Origin of the sequence: Imhoffiella purpurea (genome assembly GCF_000585215.1) — a bacterium.
GTDB classification, from domain to species: Bacteria; Pseudomonadota; Gammaproteobacteria; order Chromatiales; family Chromatiaceae; genus Imhoffiella; species Imhoffiella purpurea.
This window is the reverse complement of record NZ_AONC01000021.1, coordinates 12393-34469: the sequence shown is the minus strand read 5'-3', so window position 1 is coordinate 34469 and position 22077 is coordinate 12393. Positions and strand designations below refer to the sequence as shown.

Sequence of the window (22077 nt, the reverse complement as noted above, 5' to 3'; positions counted from 1 at the left end):
TTTGTGAGAATTGCGACAGGTTGCTGTATAGGAGCTTGTGGGAATCTGGACAGCTGATCGCGATTCGCTCGAATGCCTAGGCGGTATTCGGGCGGTCTTCACGAGACGGTTCACTGGATCCACGATCGGCTCTTTGAGCTCAGCGTAATCACTCAATACGTGTATCTGTATGTTCATGAATCTCATTCATTGAGATAGGGCGGTATTGACGAAAAGTGTTCTTATTACAATTGAGTGAATTCACCTAATTGTCATACCGCTGCAAAGGTTATTCGTTAGATTGCCTGCGCCAATACCAGGGCGGGTCTCTTGGGCCAGCCCTCTCATTTCGCTCGTCCCCAGGTTGGGGCGGTGCGCGAACTCTCATCAGGAGTCAGGCAAGGTGTACCCCAATTCCATCTCCAGGCTGCTGCTGGCTACGGCAGCGCTTTGCTTCGCTGGACTGGCCAATGCGGCGTCTTCGGCCAAATACGTCTTCTTCTTCCTCGGCGACGGCATGGCGAGCGCCCAGATCCAGGCGACCGAGGCCTATCTGACCACCAGGAACGGCGGCTCGGCGACCAAGGCGATCGATCTGCTGAACGCGGACAACCGTCTGAACATGACCCAGCTGCCCGTTCTGGGAATGCAGACCACCTATGACGCCGGCGCGCTCATGACGGACTCGGCCTCGGCCGGTACCGCCTTCGCCACCGGCATCAAGACCAAGAGCGGGGTCATCGGCATGGACGAGACCCTGACCACCAGCTACAAGAGCATCGCCCAGATCGCGCACGAGCATGGTCGCAATATCGGCATCATCTCCAGCGTCTCGCTGGATCACGCGACCCCGGCCTCCTATTACGCGAGCGTGACCAGCCGCGGCTACATGAATCAGGTCGCGACCCAGCTTGCCGAATCCGGCTACGATTTCTTCGGCGGCGGCGGGCTGGTGGCTCCGACAGGTGCCGCGCGCAGCGGTGACACGGCGAACAACGTCTGGGATCTGCTGACCGCGAACGGCTACACGGTGCTCAACGATCGCGCGTCCATCCTCGATCTGAAGGGTGCTGGCGCCCCGGAGATGGTCGTCGCCATCAACGAGACCCTGGACGGCTCCTCGGCCATGCCCTATTCGATCGATCGTCCCGAGACCAACCTGTCGCTGGCCGAAATGACCGAGGTCGCGATCGAGTATCTCTACGAGAAGAACAACCGCGGATTCTTCCTGATGGTGGAAGGCGGCAAGATCGACTGGGCCTGTCACGCCAACGACGCCGTCGCCGCGATCGGCGACGTGCTCGACTTCGATCAGGCCATCGCCAAGGCGCTGACCTTCTATGAGGCGCACCCGAAGGACACCCTCATCGTCGTGACCGGCGACCACGAGACCGGCGGCATGACCATCGGTCATGCCACGACGGCCTACACCGCCTATTACGACAAGCTCTTCGGTCAGGAGAACAGCTTCGAGTATTTCGCCGCCAACCAATGGGAGGCCCACAAGGCGAAGTACGAGGAGGGGTACGATTGGACGCAGGAAGACAACCTCGCCTCCAACTCGGAGATGGTCGGTCTGCTGGAGAGCGCCTTCGGGCTCGTCTGGAACGACCTCAACGACTACCAGAAGCAGAAGCTGGAGGACGCCTACGATATGTCCATGACGGACGAGAACGACAACAGCAAGGCGGAGAACACCCTGCTCTACGGCAGCTACGAGCCCATCATCGTCACCATCACCCACATCCTGAACGAGGTGGCCAGCATCGGCTGGACCTCCTACTCCCACACTGGCGTCCCCGTCCCCGTCTTCGCCCAGGGTGGTCAGGCCGACCTCTTCGCCGGATTCTACGACAATACGGATATCGCCAAGAATCTGTCCAAGGCCATGGGCTTCAGGGAGACCCTGCCGGTCGCCAAGTAAGACCTCCCACCATCCCCTTCGCCCGCCACACGGCGCCGTTCCCGCGACGGCGCCGTTCTCGTTTTCCGGCCCCTGTCGTCGATTCGATACGGAGGGTGTCCGGAATCGGTCACGGAGCCCTGATGAAACCCCTTCCTTTCGTGTTGAGTCGCGACTGGCTGTTCGCCCTGGTCATCGCGTTCCTCTGCTGTGCGCTCTATCTGCTCGATCTCTCGCCCGCGCCTCCCGCCGAGACGGGGTTGCACTCCCGTGCACTGGTGACCGCTGTCGACAACAGCCAGGTGAGGGTCAACCTCATCGTCAAGACCGAGGATCAGTTCCTCCGGGTCCGGCTGCTCGACGGGCCTTGCGAGGGGCAGGAACTGGACGTCACCAACATTCTGACCGGAAAGATGGAGCTCGACGAGTTTTACGAGAAAGGCCAGGTCATCCTGGTGGAATACGGCGTCCAGAACGGCAAGCCGAAGAACGCGATGGCTCGCGGCTACTATCGTCTGGATCTGCAGCTGCTGCTGATCGGCATTTTCGTCGCACTCCTGATTGCGGTCGCCGGGGTCACCGGGCTCAAGGCATCGCTCTCCTTCGTGTTCGCAGCACTGGTGCTGTGGAAGCTCTTCTTTCCGCTGCTGCTGCTGGGCTATCCACCGATTCCGACCGGCCTGGCGCTGGTCGCGCTGCTGACGCTCGTCATCACGCTCTCGGTCGGAGGGCTCAACCGTCGCGGGATCGCCACCTTCACCGGCTCCATGCTGGGCGTGCTGCTGACCTGCGGACTGGCGGTCTGGTTCACCGACGCACTCCATCTGCACGGAGCGGTCCGGCCGTTCGCCGAGACCCTGCTCTATTCGGGCTACTACGATCTGAGGCTGACCGATATCTTCATCGCCAGCATCTTCATCGCCTCATCCGGCGCGGTCATGGATCTGGCGATGGACATTGCCGCCAGCATGGACGAGATCAAGCGCAAGCATCCGGACATCGGCCTGGTCGAGCATCTGACATCCGGTCTGCGGGTCGGCCGGGCGGTGATCGGTACCATGACCACCACGCTGCTGCTCGCCTATTCGAGCAGCCATATCGCCATGTTCCTGCTCTTCATGGCGAAGGGGCTTCCGGGCGTGAATATCCTCAACGCCCCCTTCGTCGCCGCCGAGGTGCTCAACATTCTGGTTGGCAGCTTCGGGCTGATCACGGTGGCGCCTTTCACCGCGCTGGTCGCAGCCTTTCTCTACCGGGCTAGCCTGCGTGCGGGCATTTCGCGGTAGCAGGCCGTTGAAAAAAGGCGATTGCCCACTACGAATTGTGCCTCGAAGATGAAGCAAGCCATTATCCATAATAGGTTGGGCGACTTTTTCAACGGCCTGGAAGATGGTGTCCACTTCAGGCTGCCCGCAGTTCGCGCGTCATCTCGGCGGGACTCTGCCCGAAGTAGCGCTTGAACTCGCGGCTGAACTGGGAGGGGCTCTCGTAGCCGACCCGGTCGGCGGCCATGTAGGCCTTGATGCTCTCGCGCACCATCAGGTCTCTCGCCTTCGTCAGCCGGATCTTCTTCAGATACTGCATGGGAGATTCGGAGGTGACTTCCTTGAAGGCCCGGTGGAAGGCCGAGGAGCTCATGTGCACCCGGTCGGCCAGGTGTTCCACGTCGAGCTTCTCGGCATAGTGCGTCTGCATGATCTTCAGTACCTGGGCGACCTTGGAGAAGTTGCCGCTGTACATCGCCAGCGAATAGAGCACCGGCGCCTGGGTGCCGCCGAGGGCGCGGAAGAGCACCTCGCGCACCAGCCCCGGTCCCAGAAGCCTGGCCTCGGCCTCCGATCCCAGGGCCTTGATCAATCGGCCGACGGCGTCCGCCATCTCCTCGTCCAGGGCGGCCGGGCCGATTCCGCGCGGCAAGGTCTTCTCGATCGCCTTGCCCATCTCGGTCTGCAGTCCCATCTCGCTGATCAGCTCGTTCAGTTGTCCCATCTCGATATCGATGTAGAGCCCCAGCAGCGGTTCCTCGGGGCATCCGAAGGTCTCGCACTCGAACGGCATGGTGACCGAGGTGACCAGGTAGTTGTTGGCGTCGTAGCGGAACTGCCGGCCTCCCAGATAACCGGTCTTGTGGCCCTGGGCAAGGATACAGATGCTCGGGTCGTAGATCAGTGGACGACGTGGAATCGGCTGTGTCGATTTGAAGAACCGCACCCCCTGCAGGGGCGATTCCAGCACTCCGGTCTCCATCGCCGGAAAGTGTTTCAGCAAGGTCGAAGTTTGTGACATCTCAAGCTCGCTCTGATTGGTCATGCGATCTTTAGATAAGATTTGGACGGTCAAGGCAACTTGAAACCGGAGTCCAGGCAGAAATAGGCAAAAGATCTGGAGGATCGGGTATCTCAACGCCGAGCGTCGGGCCCTATTCTCATCCTCGACGCATTGCTCGCGGATGATCAGACCCGACATCCAGCCGAGCCATCCTTGCCGGCCACGGGAATCGACACCAAGGCTGGCTCTCCACTTCCAACCCACCGACGAAATCAGGCTGACTATCATGAAAACCATCGGATACGCGGCCCATTCGGCCGACGCGACGCTCGTTCCCTATCATTTCGAGCGCCGGGAGCTACGCCCGAACGATGTCGCCATCGACATCCAGTACTGCGGTGTCTGTCACTCCGACCTGCATACCGTGAACGGCGATTGGGGTCCGCAACCCTATCCGGTGGTGCCGGGCCACGAGATCGTCGGTGTCGTCAGCGCCGTGGGGCCCGAGGTCAAGAACTATAAAGAGGGCGATCGGGTGGCGGTCGGCTGCATGGTCGACAGCTGCCAGGAATGCGATCAATGCCACAACCACGAAGAGCAGTATTGCCGTAACGGCATGACGCCGACCTACGGCGCGCCGGATCGCATCAGCGGCGAGATCACCCAGGGCGGCTATTCCAAGCACATCGTGGCGCGCGAGGAGTTCGTGCTGCGCATCCCCGACAGCCTGGATCTCTCCAGATCCGCCCCGATCCTGTGCGCCGGCATCACCACCTTCTCGCCGCTGCGCACCTGGAATGTCGGCAAGGGGACGCGCGTCGGCGTCATCGGTCTCGGCGGACTCGGCCACATGGCCGTCAAGCTCGCTGCGGCGATGGGGGCGGAGGTCACCGTGATCAGCCGCTCGACGAAAAAGGAGGCGGAAGCCAAGGCCAGCGGCGCCCGGGGCATTCTCGCCTCCACAGACGAGCAGGCCATGCAGACCGCCGCCAACTCGTTCGACCTCATCATCGATACCGTGCCCGTGAAGCACGACCTGAATGTCTACACGCCGCTGTTGGACGTCGACGGCTCGCTGGTCATCGTCGGTCAGATCGGCCCGATGGAGGAGCCCATGACCATGCCCCTGGTCTTCGGCCGCCGCCGCGTGGCCGGATCCCTGATCGGCGGTATCGCCGAGACCCAGGAGGTGCTGGATTTCTGTGCCGAGCATCAGATCTACCCGGAATGTCAGATGATCAAGATGGACGAGATCAACGATGCCTTCGCGCATCTGGCCAAGGGCGACTTTGCGCATCGCATCGTCATCGACATGTCCTCGCTCAGCGTCGATTAGCGCGTCTCGGGCCTTCCTGCCCTGCAGGGGATTCGAGCCGCTAAGACGCAAAGGAGGCTGAGGAAACGCTCATTGATGGCGTTTCCCTCATGTCGGACCGGACCGAGCGCGAACAGGATCGATTGCATGGATCTTTGCGTTGGGGCAACAATCCTCCGTGGAAGATTTCAACGATCTCAGCTTCTTCCCGGAGGACTTCGAGTCCATGGACCCCGGCAGGGGCTAGAGAGGGTTCCGGAATCGGCAAGCCCGAACCACTGCGCGGAAATCTCTCGGGGTACTGGCCGCGTCGGATCGACGACACCCATCGGTTGGTCTATCGCGCGGCCGACACCGAATTGGTCATGATCGCTTGCCGCTTTCATTACGACGGCTGAACCATAGATCCTAGCGATCGGCCATCTCGATACGAACCGAAATAGCACCCTCCTTCAGCAGTGCGTCGACCGGCATGCATGCCGATGCTGCCTTGGGCGGGAAAATGGCCTTTCGGCCGGACGGCCATGTGACGGAGGCGTTCGATCGGAGAGGGGCTTCACGCCACCGAACCTTTGGGTCATGGTGAGGGCGCATGTCTTCAGGATCCGGGCGATCTCGGAGCAGGTACCGCTGCACATCCCCGATGACTTTGGCACACTCAGCAGATATGCCCAACGCAATGGAGTCACCGGTCCGGTTTGGCGTCTCGCGAGATGGGCGAATGTGATTTCTAATGAAATCAATGGCTTTTTTCGTCCCGTCGGCGTTTTTTCCGCGTCCATGCGTTATGCGTTCGCTGGGGCGGCAGTTCCCACGAGTGTTATGCATCCAGTCTCGATCGAGCAGTTACAGCACCTTCTAACCGCCATCCCCGGGGTGGTGTATCAGTTTCGGGCGAGTCGGGAGGAAGGTGGGCGGTTTCTCTATCTCAGCCCGGGCCTTACAGGCCTGTTCGAGGTGACCCCGGAGGAGGCCTATGCCGACTATCGGCTGCTGATGCATTGCATTCTGGAGGAGGACCGAGCCGCGCACTTCGCCTCGGTGGGATCCGCCTTCGCCAAGCTCGATGCCTGGAGCCACAACTATCGGATCCTGACGAAAAGCGGCCGGCTTAAATGGATCCGCGGCCAGGCATTGCCTCTGCTCCAGTCCGATGGCAGCGTTCTTTGGAACGGCATCCTCGTCGACATCACCGAGCACAAAGGGGTCGAAGCGGCATTGCTGGCCAATCAGCAGCGTCTGCAGGATCTCCTCAATTTCCTGCCCGATGCCATGCTGGCCATCGATCGGGACAAGCGGGTCATCATCTGGAACCAGGCGATCGAGCAGATGACGGGCGTTCCGGCCGCCCAGATGCTGGGCCGGGGGGACTATGCCTACACCCTTCCCTTCTATGGCGAGGCGCGCTCACAGCTGATGGATCTGGTCTTCTTGGACGATGCCGAGGTGGCCAGTCTCTATCCCCATATCCGCCGCGAGGGAGAGAGTCTCATCGCGGAGGTCTTCTGCAACGCTCTGTACCGCAATCGCGGAGCCTGGGTCGTGGCCAAGGCCTCTCCTCTGCATGATCCCTCGGGCCAGGTCATCGGCGCGATCGAGATCATTCGTGATGTCACCAGCCAGAAAAAGGCCGAGCTGGCACGCCGTCAAAGCCAGGAGATCCTGGATCTTTTCCTGCGGCATTCGCCCGTATACGCCTATGTCAAAAGGGTGACGCCGACGGAGAGCCGCGTCGTCAAGGCGAGCGACAACTTCCATCGGATGATCGGGGCGGCTGAGTGCGACATGGAGGGAAAGACCATGGCCGAACTGTTTCCCGCCGAATTCGCCGCCCGGGTCGCTGCCGATGATTGGCGGGTCGTCGCCAATGCCGAGGTCCTCTGCCAGGAGGAGACCTTCAAGGATCGCCATTACACCTCGATCCGTTTTCCCATCGTTCAGGATGGCCAAACCCTGCTCGGCGGCTACACCATCGATATCACCGAGCGCAAGCTCGCGGAACGGCAGCTGCAGGAGAGCGAAGAGCGCCATCGGCTGTTCTTCGAGCAGTCCCGCGATGCCATGATGACCCTGACGCCGCCGAGCTGGCGCTTCGCCAGCGGCAATGACGCCGCCTGTCAGCTGTTTGGCATCCAGGATCGGGCCGAATTCGTCAGGCTGGGCGCCTGGGATCTCTCGCCTGAATTCCAGCCGGACGGCCGCCGATCCGACGAGAAGATCCATGAGGTGATCGAGACCGCCCTGAGCGAGGGGGCGTACGACTTCGAGTGGATGTATCGGCGCACCGACGGTACCCAGTTCCCGGCGACCGTGCTTCTGACCCGCATGACGATCGGAGGAGAGGTCTTCCTCCAGGGGATCGTGCGCGACATCACCGCCTTCAAGGAGCAGGAACGGAGGCTCGAGCAGATCGCTCACTATGACGCCCTGACCGCGCTGCCCAACCGGATCCTGCTGGCCGAGCGTCTGCAGCAGGGGATGGCCGAGAGCCGGCGATGCGGTCGGCAGCTGGCCGTGGTCTATCTCGATCTGGATGGGTTCAAGACCATCAACGACGGCTACGGGCATGCCGTCGGGGATCGGTTCCTGAGGGTCATCGCCGAGCGGATGCGTCAGACCCTGCGTCAAGGCGACACCCTGGCCCGTCTGGGCGGGGACGAATTCGTCGCCGTCCTGCTCGATCTGGATGCGCCCGCGGCCAGCAAGGCACTGCTGCGCCGGTTGCTCGCCGCGGCTGCCGAGCCGTTGCTGGTCGGCGATCTCCTGATCCAGGTGTCGGCCAGCGCGGGGGTCACCCTCTACCCTCAAGCGGAGACGGTCGATGGCGACCAGCTGCTGCGTCAGGCCGATCAGGCCATGTATCAGGCCAAACTGACGGGCAAGAACCGCTATCACTTCTTCGATGCGGAATACGACCGCAGCGCCCGCGGCTTTCACGAAAGCCTGGAGCATATCCGCGCCGCCCTGGCCGCCGATGAGTTCGTCCTCCATTATCAGCCGAAGGTGAACCTGCGCACCGGCGACGTCGTCGGCCTCGAGGCGCTCATCCGCTGGCAGCATCCCGAGCGCGGTCTACTGGCCCCGGGCATCTTCCTGCCCGTGGTCGAGCATCATCCCCTGGCGATCAAGCTCGGCGAGTGGGTGATCGATCGCGCCTTGACGCAGATGGATCTGTGGCGCGAGGAGGGCCTGGATCTGCCGGTCAGCGTCAACGTCGGGGCCCGTCAGCTGCAGCAGGCGGATTTCGTCCAGCGTCTGCGCCGCCAGCTGATGGAGCATCCGCGGATCCCTCCCGGCCGGCTCGAGCTCGAGCTGCTGGAGACGACGGCGCTGGAGGACCTGTCCCACGTCTCCCAGGTTATCGCGGATTGCGATGCCCTGGGGATTCGCTGCGCCCTGGATGATTTCGGCACCGGCTATTCCTCGCTGGCCTATCTCAAGCGTCTGTCGGTCGGTCAGATTAAGATCGACCAGAGCTTCGTGCGGGAGATGCTCGAGAATACGGAGGAGCTGGCCATCGTGGAGAGCATTCTCAGTCTGGCCGCCGTGTTTCGGCGCGAGGTCATCGCCGAAGGGGTGGAGACCGTGGCCCATGGCACCGTGCTGCAGATGCTCGGCGGCGAATTGGCGCAGGGATACGGAATCGCACGCCCCATGCCCGCACACGAGGTCGTCCGCTGGTGTCGCGACTGGACGCCCGATCCGCGCTGGTCGGGACTCGGGGCGGTCGGGCGTGAAGAGCGTTCCCTGGTCTATGCTGGGGTCGATCACAACGCCTGGGTGGTCGCCGTCGAGCAATCTCTGCGGGGAGTTCGGGACGTCCGGCCGTCGATGGACCCATACCAGTGCCGCTTCGGTCGCTGGCTGGCGGCCGAGGGACAGGCGGAATGCTGTGATCCGGGCTCGGGACGGCGGCTCGAGACCTTGCATCGACGGATCCATGCGCTGGCGGAAGAGCTGCTGGAACTCAAGGACCAAGGACAGCATGCCAGGGGCATCGGGAGGCTGAATGAACTCCATGGCTTGCGGGATATGCTTCTGCAAGCGCTGGAATCCGGCTTCAGAACGGCCAGGGTGAGGGACGGAGCGTCTCGTCGGTCCTCGGAGAATCATGCGCGAGATCGGGATGAAATCGGCGACCCGTAGCTTCGGTGGACTTGGTGCCGGTGTCTTCGTCACCAAGCGCCTTGCGGAGCTGATGGGCGGCTCGGCCGGGGCCCGGAGCATGCCCGACGCGGGCAGTACCTTTTGGTTCGCGGCCCGATTGAGAAATGCCTCGCCCTGATCGCTCGAGATCCCGCTCCGGGTGGAGGATCTTGCGGGATCGCTCTCCGACATCCGCGGGCCGCGTCGAGTCCGAAGTGTCCGGATACCCCTTCGCGTGCGATCATGGGTCGTCCCGCCGCCGAGCGGCGTCGAGATATGTCTTGCGTCCCAACGGAGAAAACCGATCATGTCAGAATCCATCGAAGTCAGCTTCCCGGGCGGTCAGCGCGTGGATGCCAGGATCCGCGAGTTTTCGATCCGGACCGACCAATCCAGGGAGCACGGCGGCGATCAGAGCGCCCCTCAGCCCTACGACCTCTTTCTGTCCTCGATCGCCACCTGCGCCGGTATCTTCGCCCTGAAGTTCTGTCAGAGCCGCAATCTCTCGACCGAGGGGCTGAGTCTTCGCATGGACTGGGAGTCCAACCCCAAGGATCTGGCCGATTCGCGCATCATCTTGAGCCTGACGCTGCCTCATGGCTTCCCCGAGCGCTATGAGTCCAGTATCCTCCGGGCCATGGATCTCTGTGCGGTCAAGCGTACGATGGAGACGCCGCCACGTTTCGAGAGCCGAATCGATTCGGGCGACCGGGGCTGAGCCGAGCCCGTTGCGGGTCGATTCCACCGGCCCGGGCGACGGCTGGCCGTCTCCCGTTCCGCCGGCTACATACCCCTTCGTCATCTTCCTGCCAGTGCGGCAAGTATCCGGTATCTACATGGCAACATCCCTTACCGCAATCGAGGCGCTGAAGCGTCTGCGCGAAGGCAATCTGCGCTTCGCGAACAATTCGAACACCTTCGAAGGTCGCTTGTCGCATCAGCAGCGCGCCGATCTCCTGGCCGGGCAGGAGCCGTTCGCCATCATCCTGGGATGCTCGGACTCGCGCGTTCCGGCCGAGATCATCTTCGACCAGGGGCTTGGCGATCTCTTCGTGATCCGGGTCGCGGGCAATATCGTGGCGCCCTCCCAGGTGGGGAGCGTCGAGTTCGCGGTCTCGCGCTATCACACCCGTTTGGTGGTGGTGCTGGGGCATTCGCACTGCGGTGCCGTGTCGGCCACCATCGAGACGCTGCTCGACGACGAGGATACCGAGTCCAACAACATCGCCTCCATCGTCAACCGGGTGAAGCCCTCGGTGCAGAGCCTGCTGGATACCGAGCTGCGTCATGATCGGTCCGCGCTGCATCGGGCCGCGGTGCGCGCGAACGTCAGGGCGTCGGCCGACCATCTGCGTCACGGATCCTCGATCATCGAGTCCCTGATCCAGAAGGAGGATCTCCTGGTGGTGGGTGCCGAGTATTCGCTCGAGACCGGGCTGGTGGATTTCTTCGACGGCCTGTCCGGCGAGGATCTGTAGCGAGGCGGAAACCCTGACGATGGCCTGTATCCCATGTCTCTGAGACGAGGCCGGCGTCTTGTCGTCGCGGTGTTCGTCCTGCTCCTCGCGGGATGCGTCGGCCTCTGGCTGCTGGGTGGATCCCTTCCCGAGCGGCTGGGTCTGGGCAGCGGCGGATTGGCGCTGTCGGCTCAGCCCAAGGGCGGCGATTTCACCCTGCAGTCCAAGAACGGGCCGGTGCGTCTGGCCGATCTGCGCGGCCGGGTCGTGCTCATCTATTTCGGCTATACCGCCTGTCCCGATATCTGTCCGACCAACCTGGCCTATCTGGCGTCGGCGCTCCAGGATCTGACCCCGCAGGAGCTGGATCGGGTGCTGGTGCTTTTCGTCAGCGTCGATCCGGAGCGCGACAGCCTGGATCATCTGGCCGCCTATGGCCGTTATTTCCATCCGAACGTCGTCGGCATCACCGGAACCCCGGACCGGGTCGCCCATGTCGCCGAGCTCTACGGCGCGGCCTATCGGAAGGTCCCGCTGAGCGGTTCGGCGATGGGCTATCTGGTGGATCATTCGGCCTACACTTATGTCGTCGACACATCCGGGCGTCTGGTTCGAAGGCTCGATCACGCCACCTCGCCGAGCCGGATCAGAGAGGTGATCCGCGAGGTGCTCGCCGAGAATTAGGTTCCCGGATCCATTTCGATCGTCCAGCGGCCCTTCATCGCACACGACAAGAGGTCACTCATGTTTCGATCGCTCCAAATTCTGACCTCAGTGATGGTTTCGGTCTTGTCCGCAGGTCCCTTGGCGGCCGAGATCCAGGTGACCGATCCCTATGCACGCGCCGTGCCGGCGGGGCAGCGCAACAGCGCCGCCTTCATGGTGCTGAGCAATCATTCCGGAGAGGATCGGGCACTGGTCGCCGCCGAGAGCCCGGTGGCGGAGACGGTCGAACTGCACACCCATGTCATGGCGGACGGAATGATGCAGATGCGCCGTATCGAACGGATCGACATCCCGGCCGGCGGCACGGCGACCCTGGCGCCGGGCGGATTGCACATCATGCTGATCGGTCTCGGGCAGCCGCTCGATCCGGGGACGGACATCGATCTGGAGCTGCGCTTCGACGATGGCGAGACCCTGGATCTGGAGGTGCCCGTGCGCCGGATCGAGATGGGTCAGATGCATCGTTCGGGGACGGCTCACTGAGATCGGCATGAGCCGTGCGCCGCCGATTCGGCTGGACGGGGTCCGGTGTCACCTCTCTTCGAGTTATTTCGCCAGCGGGATTTTTCTGCCCATATGCGGGTCTACGCACGGGTGCGGAGCCGGTCGAATGCCGTCACTCGAAGCGGCATGCGGTTTGACCCATGTGCCAAATATCTGATATATATCGCCGGATTTTCTGCACCCTAACTCCATCGGCCGACCGTCAACGGATGCGACGGGGCCCCGAACACGATTAGATTTAGGCATTAGCGATGAAGAAGACTTGGCTGATAACGATTTCGGTGGCGGCCGCCTTGGCCGGCGGCGCGGTTCAGGCCGCTGAGCAACTCGAGCCCAACGTCGAGGCGGGCGAGGCGAAGGTCAACGGCATCTGCATGGCTTGCCATGGCCCTCAGGGCAACAGCATCGTGACCACCTGGCCGAAGCTCGCCGGCCAGCACGAGGAGTACATCAAGAAGCAGCTGGCCGATTTCAAGGCGGGCAACCGCTACAACGTCCAGATGACGCCCATGGCGATGCCCCTGACCGAGCAGGAGGTCGTCGACGTTGCGGCCTATCTCTCCACTCAGACGCAGACCGGCGGTCAGGCCGATCCCGAGGCGGTCAAGCTGGGCGAGAAGATCTACCGCGCCGGCAATCCTGAGACCGGCGTTCCGGCGTGCAGCGGCTGTCACGGCCCGGCCGGCATGGGTCAGGGCCTCTCCAAGTTCCCCCGGCTCTCCGGTCAGCATGCCGACTACGTCAAGCAGACGCTGGGCCTGTTCCGCGACCAGGAGCGCGAGAACGATCCCAATGGCATGATGCGCGGTGTCGCCTCCAAGATGACCGATGCCGAGATGGCGGCCGTGTCCCAATACGTTCAGGGTCTGGGCAACTGACGGGCTGATCGGCTCGCGCTTCGGATCCCCGTTCGGACCGTTTTCAGTTGGGGCTGGTGAAGGAAAAAGGCCGTTTAAACGGCCTTTTTCCGTTGCGGTTTGCCCGGACTTGGTCACCGAGCGCGGCTGTGCTAGGGTCGATCGCATCAGAAGTCTCACGACCCGAGGGTCGATCGGCGTTCCGGCATGCAGCGATTGAATCTGCTGAGCTACAACGTGCAGGCGGGCATCTATTCCCGTCAGTACAGCGATTATCTCACCAACAGTTGGAAGCACGTTCTGCCGCATCCGGAGCGATTGGTGAATCTGGCCCGCATCGCGCAGGTTCTGCGTCAATTCGATCTGGTCGGGTTGCAGGAGGTCGATGCGGGCAGTCTGCGCAGCAGCTATATCGACCAGATCCAGTATCTCGCCCGCCAAGGCGGGTTTCCCCACTGGTATCGCCAGGTCAACCGTAATCTGGGACCCTTCGCCCAGCACAGCAACGGCCTGCTCAGCCGCCTGCGTCCGGTCCACATCACCGAGCATCGTCTCCCAGGACTACCCGGCCGCGGCGCGGTCAGCGCCGAGTATCCACTGAGCAACGGCGAGCATCTGGCGGTGGCGATCGTCCATCTCGCGCTGGGATGGCGCGCGCGACGGCGCCAGCTGGACTATCTCGCCCGGCTGGCCGACAAGCATCCCTATCTGGTGATGATGGGCGACTTCAACTGCGGCTGCGATTCCAAGGGGCTGCGCAACATGCTGCGCAACGCCCAGATGCGCGGCATGGACTGCGAGCTCAAGACCTTTCCGAGCTGGCGGCCGCGTCACAACCTGGACCACATCCTCATCTCGCGGCCGCTCAAGCTGGTGTCGGCGCGCGTCATCGACTATGCCCTGTCGGACCATCTGCCGCTCAGCATGGTCGTCGAGCTACCCGACGGCCTGCGCTTCGCCGAGTCCTTTCAGACGACGCATGCCTCTGTGTCGGGAGCGGCCTAACCGGGTTCGGCGCCCTCGAGATGACGGTTCACCGCGATCCAGCTGCCGATCAGGCCGAGCAGGATGCTGCCGCCGAGGATGACCCCTGTCGCCCCCAGTCCCAGTCCCTGGAGATCGAACTCGCTGCGGTAGAGGGTGGCGAGGCGTGAGACCGGCTGCTGGAGCAGCAGCACGGCGATGCTGACCAGCAGCCAGGCGGTGATGCCGCCCAGCAGTCCATACCAGGCCCCGGTATAGAGGAAGGGGCGGCGGATGAAGGCATGGGTGGCGCCGACCAGCTCCATGATCTCGATCTCGATCCGCCGGTTGAGGATCTCGAGCCGGATGGTGTTGCCGACGATGAGCAGCACGCCCAGCCCAAGCAGTCCGCCCAGCAGCATGACCGCGCTTTGGACCAGATCCAGGATGGCCTGGAAACGTTTCAGCCAAAGGGTGTCCATGCGGGCGAAATCCGACTCGGGCTGCTTCAGCAGGCGCGCCTGCAGGCGCTCCAGTCGCTCGGGCGTCGAATTGAAGGCGTTGGGATAGATGGCGAGCACGACCGGGAGCGGATTGCTCTTGAGTTGCTCCAGGGCCTCCTCGAATCCGCCCAGGGCGCGGAATTCGGCCAGCGCCTGATCGCGTGTGATGAGATGCACCTTCGCGATCTCGGGCCAGGACTGGAGTCGGGTCGCGACGGTTTTGGCGTCGCGGTCGCCGGTGTCGAGCTTGAGGAAGAGCGAGATGGCCGCCGTCTGGTCCCAGCCGCCGGCCATGGTGCGCAGATTCTCGGTGATCACGAACAGCGAGGCCGGCAGGGCGAGCGAGATGGCGATCACGGCCACGGTCATCCCGGTCGGGAGCGGCGTGTCCATCAGGCGTCCCAGGGTGGCGATGACGCTCTGCAGGTGATGACCGAACCAGATTCCGGGCAGATCGAGCAGACTCGGGTTGTGGCTGCGGACGGTGCGCTTCTTGGCCATGGTTCACCAGTCCCCGGTATCGTTCACCAGCCGTCCCTCGTCGAGCGTGATGGTGCGGTGGCGCATGCTCTCGACCAGATTCAGGTCGTGGGTGGCGATCAGCAATGTGACGCCGACGTAATGGAAGCGTTCGAAGAGGACGAAGATCTCGCGCGAGAGATCCGGGTCGAGGTTGCCGGTCGGCTCGTCGGCGAGCAGGACCGGCGGGCGGGCCACGACCGCCCGGGCGATGCCGACGCGCTGCTGCTCGCCGCCGGAGAGGGCGACCGGCGTGGCCCGCTCGCGCCTGAGCAGTCCGACCTGGTCCAGCGCGGCGCGCACACGCCGGCCGATCTCCTTGTGTCCCAGGCCCATGACCACCAGCGGCAGGGCGACGTTCTCGAAGACGCTGCGGTCGGGCAGCAGTCGGTGGTCCTGGAAGATCATGCCGACCTGACGGCGATGGAATGGGATCTGGCGCCGCGGCAGAGTCGCCAGGTTGCGACCGTTCACCATGACCTGCCCGCGCGAGGGCCGTTCCAGCAGACCGATCAGGCGCAGCAAGGTGCTCTTGCCGGCGCCCGAATGGCCCGTCAGGAAGACCATCTCGCCCGGATTCATCTCGAAACTGATGTCGCCGAGCGCCTCGCCGCGTTCCGGGTAGCGCTTGAAGACATGCTCGAATCGGATCACCGAATGACTCCCCTGGCGATCGCTGCGTTTAGCCGATGAGTGCGTCGAGGAACTCGTCGGGATCGAACGGACGCAGGTCCTCGATGGACTCGCCGACGCCGATGAAACGGATGGGCACCTTGAGCTTGTCGGCGATGGCGAAGAGGATGCCGCCCTTGGCGGTGCCGTCCAGCTTGGTCACTGTGATGCCGGTGAGCCCGACCGCGCGGTGAAAGTGCTCGGCCTGGTTCAGTGCGTTCTGGCCGGTGGTGGCGTCGACCACCAGCATCACCTCGTGCGGCGCCTCGGGATCGATCTTTTTGAGGACGCGCGCGACCTTGGACAGCTCGTCCATCAGGTTGGACTTGGTGTGCAGCCGGCCGGCGGTGTCGGCGATGAGCACGTCGACACCGCGTGCCGTGGCCGCCTGCAGGGCATCGAAGATGACCGAGGCCGAATCGGCGCCCGTGTGCTGGGCGATGACCGGGATCCGGTTGCGCTCGCCCCAGGTCTCGAGCTGCTCCACGGCGGCGGCGCGGAAGGTGTCGCCCGCGGCCAGCATGACGCTGTTGCCCTCCTCCTGGAGACGCTTGGCGAGCTTGCCGATGGTGGTCGTCTTGCCGGCACCGTTGATCCCGACCATGAGGACCACCTGGGGGCGTCCGGGCTGGGGCTGGCGGACCGGGCCGTCGGCCGCGCGCAGGATGGTCCTCAGTTCCTCCTTGAGCGCAACCTGCAGCGCCTGGGGATCGGAGAGCGATTTGCGCTTCACCCGCTCGGTCAGATCCGAGATGATGCGCGTGGTCGAATCCATGCCGACGTCGGCGGTGATGAGGAGCGTCTCCAGATCCTCCATCAGCTCGTCGTCGATCTTCTTGCGGCCGAGGAAGACGTTGCCGAGCCCGTCGCCGAGCTGGTTGCGGGTGCGCGACAGACGGTCGCGCAGCCGGGTGAAGACGCCGCGCTTGGCGCCCTCGGTCTGGTCGTCCGCGCCGGCCTTGGCGGGCGCGGGTTTCTCGCGCGTCTTCCGGCTGGCCGGAGCCGGCGCCGGCGCGGTCTCCGGGCGCTGTATCGGCGGCTCGGTCGTCGTGACCGCAGGGGCCGGGGCCTTAGGGGCTGGAGTAGTCTTGGTCCGTGGCGGTTCGGGGACCGTCTTGACGGGCGCATCTTTGGCGGGTGCGCCCTTGGCCGGACTGGGCTCGTCGGCCTTCGTCGGTGCCGGTTGCGAGCGGAAGAGCTTGCCGAACCAGGGTTTCTTGATCTTGCCGGTCTGAGGTTCCGCCGGTTCCGGGGCTGGGGGCGGCTCGGGCGCGGGTGCTGGCGCCACGTCCGGCTGGGCCGTTGGCGTCTTCTCGGGCAGATCGGGGGTCTTGTTCTTCTTGCCGAAACCGAACATAGAAGGTTCGCTTCAAGAGGTTGATGTTCGAGGAAATCCGGAGATGGCCGGAATTGGCGAGCGCCAATGCTAACAGATCGGCCCCATGCGCGTCCGGGCCTGCGCCTGGGAACTTAGCCGGGTCGGGGCTTGCCCATAGAGTGCCCGATTCATCCGAGGTCATCGGTCCAAGACTATACGATCGGAGTCTTCATGCCACGACGTTCCATGCTTCTCCTGCTTCTGAGTCTCTTGCCGCTTGCCGTCCCGGCCGCACCCGCCGTCTACGAGCGCCAGTTGGCCAACGGCCTCGAGGTGCTGGTCAAGCCGGACCATCGCGCCCCCATCCTGACCTCCCAGGTCTGGTATCGCATCGGTTCGAGCTATGAGCACGCGGGCATCACCGGGGTGTCTCATGCCCTTGAGCATATGATGTTCCAGGGGACAGAGCGGCATCCGGCGGGAAGCTTCTCGCGCATCGTCGCCGAGCAGGGGGGCGAACAGAACGCCTTCACCGGGAGCGATTACACGGCCTACTACCAGAATCTCGCCAGCGACCGGCTGGAGACCGCCTTCGCGCTGGAGGCGGATCGGATGCGCAACCTCAGTCTCGACGAGAAGGCGTTCGCCAAGGAGCTGGAGGTGGTCAAGGAGGAGCGGCGCATGCGTACCGACGACGATCCCCAGTCCCTGGTCTACGAGCGATTCTCGGCCGCGGCCTACGCCGTCTCGCCCTATCGCAATCCTGTCATCGGCTGGGCCTCCGATCTGGAGCAGCTGAGCCTGGAGGATGTGCGCGGCTGGTATCGGCGCTGGTATGCCCCGAACAATGCGGTCTTGGTGGTGGCGGGGGATGTGGATCCGGATCGGGTGTTCGCGCTCGCAGAGCGCTATTTCGGTCCCTTGAAGGCCGAGACGTTCACCCCGTCCAAGATCAGTTGCGAGCCGGAGCAGCGCGGCGAGAAACGCATCCGGGTCGAGGTCCCGGCCAAGGAGCCCTATCTGCTGATGGGGTACAAGACCCCCTCGGTGGGGAACGCGTCCGAGGACTGGGAGCCCTATGCGCTGGAGATGCTGGCGTCTGTCCTGGACGGGGGCGACAGTGCCCGCTTCTCGCGCGATCTGATCCGCGGGCGTCAGCTCGCGGCCTCGGTCGGTGCCGGCTACGACGCCTTCGAGCGGCTTCCGGGTCTGTTCCTGCTGGAAGGCGTTCCCGCCAAGGGACATGATGCCGGCGAGCTTGAGCAGGCCATCCGTGCCGAGATCGAGCGCCTCAAGACCGAGCCGGTCGCGGCCTCGGAGCTGGAGCGGGTGCGCACCCAGGTGGTCGCGGCCAAGGTCTACCAGCGCGACTCGCTCTTCTATCAGGCGATGCAGCTGGGGATGCTGGAGACCATCGGTCTCGACTGGGAACTGGCCGAGACCTATGTCGACCGTTTGGCATCGGTGACCGCCGACCAGATCCGGACGGTGGCCCGGAAATATCTCGACAGCGATCGGCTGACGGTCGCCGTCCTGGATCCGCTGCCGCTCGACGGCCGTCAGCATGCAACGAACCCGACGGCTCTGGGAGGACATGGCCATGTACGTTGATGCGAGACACGCGCTCGGACAGGGGCGGTCCCGTCGCTCGATTGTGCTCTTGGGGGTCGGGCTTCTGCTGTGGGTCGGACTGGCTCAGGCGACGCCCGAGATCCAGTCCTGGAGCACGAGCAAGGGTGCTCGGGTCCTGTTCGTCGCCGCTCACGAGATTCCCATGCTGGACATCAAGGTCGTCTTCGACGCCGGGAGCGCGCGCGACGGCGATCGACCCGGGCTGGCCTCCATGACTGCCGCCATGCTCGACGAGGGTGCCGGCGACTGGGACGCGGATGCCTTGGCGGATCGGCTGGAGGGCGTCGGCGCCTCGCTGGCGGCCGGCGTCGACCGCGACATGAGCGCCGTCGCGCTGCGCACCCTGATCCGGGAGCCGGCACTGGAGACCGCGATCGAGACCCTGGAAGGGGTGCTCTCCCGGCCGAGCTTCGAGGCGGATGCCCTCGAGCGGGTGCGCAGGAACCGTCTCACCGGGCTGCGACAGCAAGAGGAATCCCCGAGCAGCGTCGCCCAGAAGGCCCTCTATCGCGCCATCTACGGCGAGCACCCCTATGCGGCCGATCCGTCCGGCACGCCCGAGTCGATCTCGGCGGTGACGCGCCAGGATCTCCAGTCCTTCCATGCCCGCTATTACGTGGCGGCGAACGCGCTGGTGGCCATGGTCGGCGACCTGACCCGTGCCGAGGCCGAGGCGTTGGCCGAGCGCATCACCGCCGGTCTGCCCGTCGGCGAGCGTCCGGCCGCGCTGCCCGAGGTCGTCGATCTCGCCGAGGGCAGTCTGGATCCGATCGCCTTCCCCTCGACCCAGACCAGCGTCCTGGCGGGGCAGCCGGGCATGCGGCGGGGCGATCCGGACTATTTTTCTCTCTATGTCGGCAATCACATCCTCGGCGGTAGCGGTCTGGTGTCGCTCCTGATGGAGGAGATCCGCGAACGGCGCGGACTCTCCTACAGCACCTACAGCGCCTTCCTGCCCCTGGCCCGGCGCGGACCCTTCATCCTGGCCTTGCAGACGCGCAACGATCAGGCCGAGGAGGCGCGGGCGGTACTGCTCGGGACACTGGAGCGATTCATCGCCGAAGGTCCTTCCGAGGAGGAACTGGCCGCCGCCAAGAAGAACCTGACCGGCGGTTTTCCGCTGCGCATCGCCAGCAACGGCGACATCATCCAGTATCTGGCCGTGATCGGCTTCTACCGTCTGCCGCTCGATTATCTCGACCGTTTCAACGCCCGGGTCGAGAGCGTCAGCGTCGAACAGATCCGCGATGCATTCGCACGCCACGTCCATCCCGATCGGCTCGCCATCGTCACGGTGGGCGGCCAGCCTCAGCGGGTGTCTCTGGCCAGTGGCCGCTAAAGGCAATCAGCTGCGCATCGTCGGCGGACGCCATCGCGGTCGCCGTCTGAGCTTCCCCGACCAGCCGGGTCTGCGTCCGACATCCGATCGGGTGCGCGAGACCCTGTTCAACTGGGTCGCGCCCGTCATCGCCGGGGCCAGATGTCTCGACGTCTTCGCCGGTAGCGGCGCGCTCGGGTTCGAGGCCGCCTCGCGCGGCGCGGGCGAGGTGGTGATGCTCGAACGTGCGCCTCGGGTGGTGAGCCTGCTGAGGCGCAATGCCCGGCTACTCGGGCTGGACGGCACCAGCATCCATCAGGTGGACAGCCTGGAATGGCTGGGGGGCAGGGGGCGTCCCTTCGATCTGGTGTTCCTGGATCCCCCGTTCGCCGATGGTCTGCTCGAGCCGGTCTGCGAGCGTCTCGTTTCCAACGGCTGGTTGACGCCCGGTTCCCGGATCTATCTGGAGGCGGCCGCCAAACCCGGGTTTCCTCCATTGCCGAACGATTGGGAACTGGTGCGTGACAAGACGGCGGGTCAGGTGCGCTATGGTCTGGCTCTGGTCGGGGAAGACGCCGGCGGATAGAGCGGCCGGCCCGGCCGGCTGGGTTTCGGGCGCGGGCACGCAATGCGCTCAGCGTTTCACTCGGGATTGTGCTATGGTGCGCGCCGATAGCGGGACTCGGGGCCCTCGATGGCCCAGGCCGGTGAAAGATACGCTGGACGCGACTGCCTCGGATCGGGCCTCGGCGCCGCCCGTCCCGGTGTCGTCGAGATGGTCTTCGTGGTGGCTCGAGATTCGTGGCGGGTGGTTGGACCGGCTCATCATCCAAGAGGATCAAAGGTTTGCGTAGTGTGGTCTATCCGGGGACGTTCGACCCCATCACCAACGGCCATGTCGATCTCATCCATCGGGCATCGCGTCTCTTCGACCGCGTTCTGGTCGCTGTCGCCGCCGATACGGGCAAGACGCCGATGTTCTCGACCGATGAGCGCGTGGCGCTGGTGCGTGAGAGCGTCGGGAATTGCCAGAACGTCGAGATCACGCCCTTCTCTGGACTTCTGGTCGAATTCACGCGCAAGCTCGGTGTCAGCGTCATCATGCGCGGCCTCCGGGCGGTCTCGGACTTCGAGTACGAGTTCCAGCTGGCCGGAATGAACCGTCACATGGCGCCGGATATCGAGACCCTGTTCCTGACCCCGGCCGAGAAATACACCTACATCTCTTCGTCGCTGGTCCGGGAGATCGCCCGTCTCAGGGGCGATGTGTCGGCCTTCGTCGCCCCGGTGGTGCAGGCTGCATTGAAGGAACGGTTTGGATAGCATCCAAGGGCGTGGTCCAAGATCCACGCACCGGAAGCCATCACAGAACAGCTCGGCTCCAATGAGCGAGCTGACATCAGAGAACGAGCTGTAACCACAGTACGAGCAGATAAGGAGTTATTCCATGGCATTGATGATTACCGATGAATGCATCAATTGCGATGTGTGCGAGCCCGAGTGTCCCAATGGCGCCATCTCCCAGGGCGACGAGACCTATGTGATCGAGCCCGGCCTCTGCACCGAATGCGTCGGCCATTACGAAACCTCGCAGTGCGTCGAGGTGTGTCCGGTCGACTGTATCATCAAGGATCCGGATCACGAGGAGACCGAGGACGAGCTGCGCGCCAAGTACGACCGTATCACCGGCGACCAAGGCTGACCTCCGTCCTCTTGCGGATCTCGAATCCGTGACCCCAGCAGGCAGATCCGACGAGGCCCGCCTGCGGGGTCCATATCCACTGCGAATCGGGTCTTCGTTCCGCTTCCAGAATCCGTTCGAACAGTCAGTCCTCGTGTTTCCGCCGTGTCGAATCCGGCTATGTCATTCTGGTAACCAGAGGGTCGGCCGCTCGCTGCCACTCGCGTGAGCGTTTTCCCGATGGTGATGACGTAACCCTCGTCACGGCCGAGCGGGGCAGCCAGTTGCTACATCGCGCCATGGATGGCTCTTTCTC

20 protein-coding genes and 1 pseudogene are annotated in these 22077 nt (G+C 63.9%); 17 read left to right on the top strand and 4 right to left on the bottom strand.

Annotated features, from left to right (window positions below; translation table 11 throughout):
- The first annotated feature begins 382 nt into the window (after window positions 1-382).
- Together D779_RS07035 and D779_RS07030 are read left to right on the top strand one after the other, a co-directional pair.
- Window positions 383-1903, top strand: coding sequence for an alkaline phosphatase (locus tag D779_RS07035; protein ID WP_043751646.1), 1521 nt, complete (start codon window positions 383-385; stop codon window positions 1901-1903).
- A gap of 122 nt (window positions 1904-2025) precedes the next feature.
- Complete coding sequence (locus D779_RS07030; RefSeq protein ID WP_043751644.1) at window positions 2026-3168, top strand: YibE/F family protein; 1143 nt, start codon at window positions 2026-2028, stop codon at window positions 3166-3168.
- Between the two features lie 115 nt (window positions 3169-3283).
- On the opposite strand, the gene D779_RS07025 is transcribed toward D779_RS07030, so the two are convergent.
- The gene (locus D779_RS07025) at window positions 3284-4168 is read right to left on the bottom strand and encodes an AraC family transcriptional regulator (RefSeq protein WP_043751800.1); all 885 of its coding nucleotides are present in this window, start codon (window positions 4166-4168) and stop codon (window positions 3284-3286) included.
- A 268-nt stretch (window positions 4169-4436) separates the two neighbouring features.
- Here D779_RS07025 and D779_RS07020 point away from each other — a divergent pair, with 268 nt between their 5' ends.
- From D779_RS07020 to D779_RS06985, 10 genes and pseudogenes are all read left to right on the top strand, one after another.
- Complete coding sequence (locus tag D779_RS07020) at window positions 4437-5486, top strand: NAD(P)-dependent alcohol dehydrogenase (RefSeq protein WP_043751640.1); 1050 nt, start codon at window positions 4437-4439, stop codon at window positions 5484-5486.
- Between the two features lie 236 nt (window positions 5487-5722).
- Window positions 5723-5863 (top strand): annotated as a pseudogene (locus tag D779_RS21595) (Txe/YoeB family addiction module toxin); the annotation flags it as partial.
- Between the two features lie 424 nt (window positions 5864-6287).
- Window positions 6288-9611 carry an EAL domain-containing protein gene (locus D779_RS23105; RefSeq protein ID WP_198295683.1) on the top strand — a complete coding sequence of 1108 codons (3324 nt, stop codon included), beginning with the start codon at window positions 6288-6290 and terminating at the stop codon, window positions 9609-9611.
- Entirely contained in the window at window positions 9577-9750 is a 174-nt protein-coding gene (locus D779_RS21590) for an ATP-binding protein (RefSeq protein WP_081763377.1), read from the top strand. The genes D779_RS23105 and D779_RS21590 overlap by 35 nt, the downstream gene beginning before the upstream one ends.
- A 168-nt stretch (window positions 9751-9918) precedes the next feature.
- Window positions 9919-10329, top strand: a complete 411-nt coding sequence (locus D779_RS07010) for an OsmC family protein (protein WP_043751637.1) — start codon at window positions 9919-9921, stop codon at window positions 10327-10329.
- A gap of 118 nt (window positions 10330-10447) precedes the next feature.
- A complete protein-coding gene (locus tag D779_RS07005) occupies window positions 10448-11089 on the top strand; it encodes a carbonic anhydrase (RefSeq protein WP_043751635.1) in 642 nt (213 codons plus the stop codon).
- A 33-nt stretch (window positions 11090-11122) separates the two neighbouring features.
- Window positions 11123-11752 (top strand): SCO family protein, encoded by a 630-nt coding sequence (locus D779_RS07000; protein ID WP_043751632.1) that lies wholly within the window; start codon window positions 11123-11125, stop codon window positions 11750-11752.
- Between the two features lie 105 nt (window positions 11753-11857).
- The gene (locus tag D779_RS06995) at window positions 11858-12277 is read left to right on the top strand and encodes a copper chaperone PCu(A)C (protein ID WP_232424102.1); all 420 of its coding nucleotides are present in this window, start codon (window positions 11858-11860) and stop codon (window positions 12275-12277) included.
- Between the two features lie 272 nt (window positions 12278-12549).
- Window positions 12550-13176: a c-type cytochrome gene (locus D779_RS06990; protein WP_043751626.1), complete on the top strand. Its 627-nt coding sequence runs from the start codon at window positions 12550-12552 to the stop codon at window positions 13174-13176.
- A 186-nt stretch (window positions 13177-13362) separates the two neighbouring features.
- Window positions 13363-14160, top strand: coding sequence for an endonuclease/exonuclease/phosphatase family protein (locus D779_RS06985; protein ID WP_043751624.1), 798 nt, complete (start codon window positions 13363-13365; stop codon window positions 14158-14160).
- Here D779_RS06985 and ftsX read toward each other — a convergent pair.
- The 3 genes from ftsX to ftsY are packed head-to-tail and all read right to left on the bottom strand — an operon-like array spanning window position 14157 to window position 17169.
- Window positions 14157-15122, bottom strand: coding sequence for a permease-like cell division protein FtsX (gene ftsX / locus D779_RS06980; protein WP_043751621.1), 966 nt, complete (start codon window positions 15120-15122; stop codon window positions 14157-14159). The two genes, D779_RS06985 and ftsX, sit on opposite strands and share 4 nt — an antisense overlap.
- Window positions 15123-15125: 3 nt before the next feature.
- Window positions 15126-15794: a cell division ATP-binding protein FtsE gene (gene ftsE / locus D779_RS06975; RefSeq protein WP_043751619.1), complete on the bottom strand. Its 669-nt coding sequence runs from the start codon at window positions 15792-15794 to the stop codon at window positions 15126-15128.
- A 28-nt stretch (window positions 15795-15822) separates the two neighbouring features.
- On the bottom strand, window positions 15823-17169 hold the full coding sequence (gene ftsY, locus D779_RS06970; protein WP_043751616.1) for a signal recognition particle-docking protein FtsY: 1347 nt from the start codon (window positions 17167-17169) through the stop codon (window positions 15823-15825).
- Between the two features lie 192 nt (window positions 17170-17361).
- Here ftsY and D779_RS06965 point away from each other — a divergent pair, with 192 nt between their 5' ends.
- The 5 genes from D779_RS06965 to D779_RS06945 all read left to right on the top strand — a co-directional run bounded on the left by D779_RS06965 (window position 17362) and on the right by D779_RS06945 (window position 21782).
- Window positions 17362-18741 carry a M16 family metallopeptidase gene (locus D779_RS06965; RefSeq protein WP_043751613.1) on the top strand — a complete coding sequence of 460 codons (1380 nt, stop codon included), beginning with the start codon at window positions 17362-17364 and terminating at the stop codon, window positions 18739-18741.
- On the top strand, window positions 18731-20101 hold the full coding sequence (locus D779_RS06960; RefSeq protein WP_043751793.1) for a M16 family metallopeptidase: 1371 nt from the start codon (window positions 18731-18733) through the stop codon (window positions 20099-20101). Before D779_RS06965 ends, D779_RS06960 begins: the two co-directional genes overlap by 11 nt.
- Window positions 20091-20666, top strand: a complete 576-nt coding sequence (gene rsmD / locus D779_RS06955) for a 16S rRNA (guanine(966)-N(2))-methyltransferase RsmD (RefSeq protein WP_043751610.1) — start codon at window positions 20091-20093, stop codon at window positions 20664-20666. The genes D779_RS06960 and rsmD overlap by 11 nt, the downstream gene beginning before the upstream one ends.
- A gap of 260 nt (window positions 20667-20926) precedes the next feature.
- Entirely contained in the window at window positions 20927-21403 is a 477-nt protein-coding gene (gene coaD, locus D779_RS06950) for a pantetheine-phosphate adenylyltransferase (protein ID WP_043751606.1), read from the top strand.
- A gap of 124 nt (window positions 21404-21527) precedes the next feature.
- Window positions 21528-21782 (top strand): YfhL family 4Fe-4S dicluster ferredoxin, encoded by a 255-nt coding sequence (locus tag D779_RS06945; protein WP_043751604.1) that lies wholly within the window; start codon window positions 21528-21530, stop codon window positions 21780-21782.
- Window positions 21783-22077 lie beyond the last annotated feature (295 nt).

Bases quoted from the DNA above. Each gene is read 5' to 3' on its own strand.
- D779_RS07025 (WP_043751800.1), bottom strand. From the start codon at position 4,168: ATGTCACAAACTTCGACCTTGCTGAAACACTTTCCGGCGATGGAGACC.
- D779_RS06985 (WP_043751624.1), top strand. From the start codon at position 13,363: ATGCAGCGATTGAATCTGCTGAGCTACAACGTGCAGGCGGGCATCTAT.
- ftsY (WP_043751616.1), bottom strand. From the start codon at position 17,169: ATGTTCGGTTTCGGCAAGAAGAACAAGACCCCCGATCTGCCCGAGAAG.
- D779_RS07000 (WP_043751632.1), top strand. From the start codon at position 11,123: ATGTCTCTGAGACGAGGCCGGCGTCTTGTCGTCGCGGTGTTCGTCCTG.
- D779_RS21590 (WP_081763377.1), top strand. From the start codon at position 9,577: ATGCGCGAGATCGGGATGAAATCGGCGACCCGTAGCTTCGGTGGACTT.
- D779_RS06960 (WP_043751793.1), top strand. From the start codon at position 18,731: ATGTACGTTGATGCGAGACACGCGCTCGGACAGGGGCGGTCCCGTCGC.
- D779_RS07010 (WP_043751637.1), top strand. From the start codon at position 9,919: ATGTCAGAATCCATCGAAGTCAGCTTCCCGGGCGGTCAGCGCGTGGAT.
- D779_RS06965 (WP_043751613.1), top strand. From the start codon at position 17,362: ATGCCACGACGTTCCATGCTTCTCCTGCTTCTGAGTCTCTTGCCGCTT.
- D779_RS23105 (WP_198295683.1), top strand. From the start codon at position 6,288: ATGCATCCAGTCTCGATCGAGCAGTTACAGCACCTTCTAACCGCCATC.
- D779_RS06990 (WP_043751626.1), top strand. From the start codon at position 12,550: ATGAAGAAGACTTGGCTGATAACGATTTCGGTGGCGGCCGCCTTGGCC.
- D779_RS06945 (WP_043751604.1), top strand. From the start codon at position 21,528: ATGGCATTGATGATTACCGATGAATGCATCAATTGCGATGTGTGCGAG.
- D779_RS07030 (WP_043751644.1), top strand. From the start codon at position 2,026: ATGAAACCCCTTCCTTTCGTGTTGAGTCGCGACTGGCTGTTCGCCCTG.
- ftsX (WP_043751621.1), bottom strand. From the start codon at position 15,122: ATGGCCAAGAAGCGCACCGTCCGCAGCCACAACCCGAGTCTGCTCGAT.
- D779_RS07020 (WP_043751640.1), top strand. From the start codon at position 4,437: ATGAAAACCATCGGATACGCGGCCCATTCGGCCGACGCGACGCTCGTT.
- D779_RS07005 (WP_043751635.1), top strand. From the start codon at position 10,448: ATGGCAACATCCCTTACCGCAATCGAGGCGCTGAAGCGTCTGCGCGAA.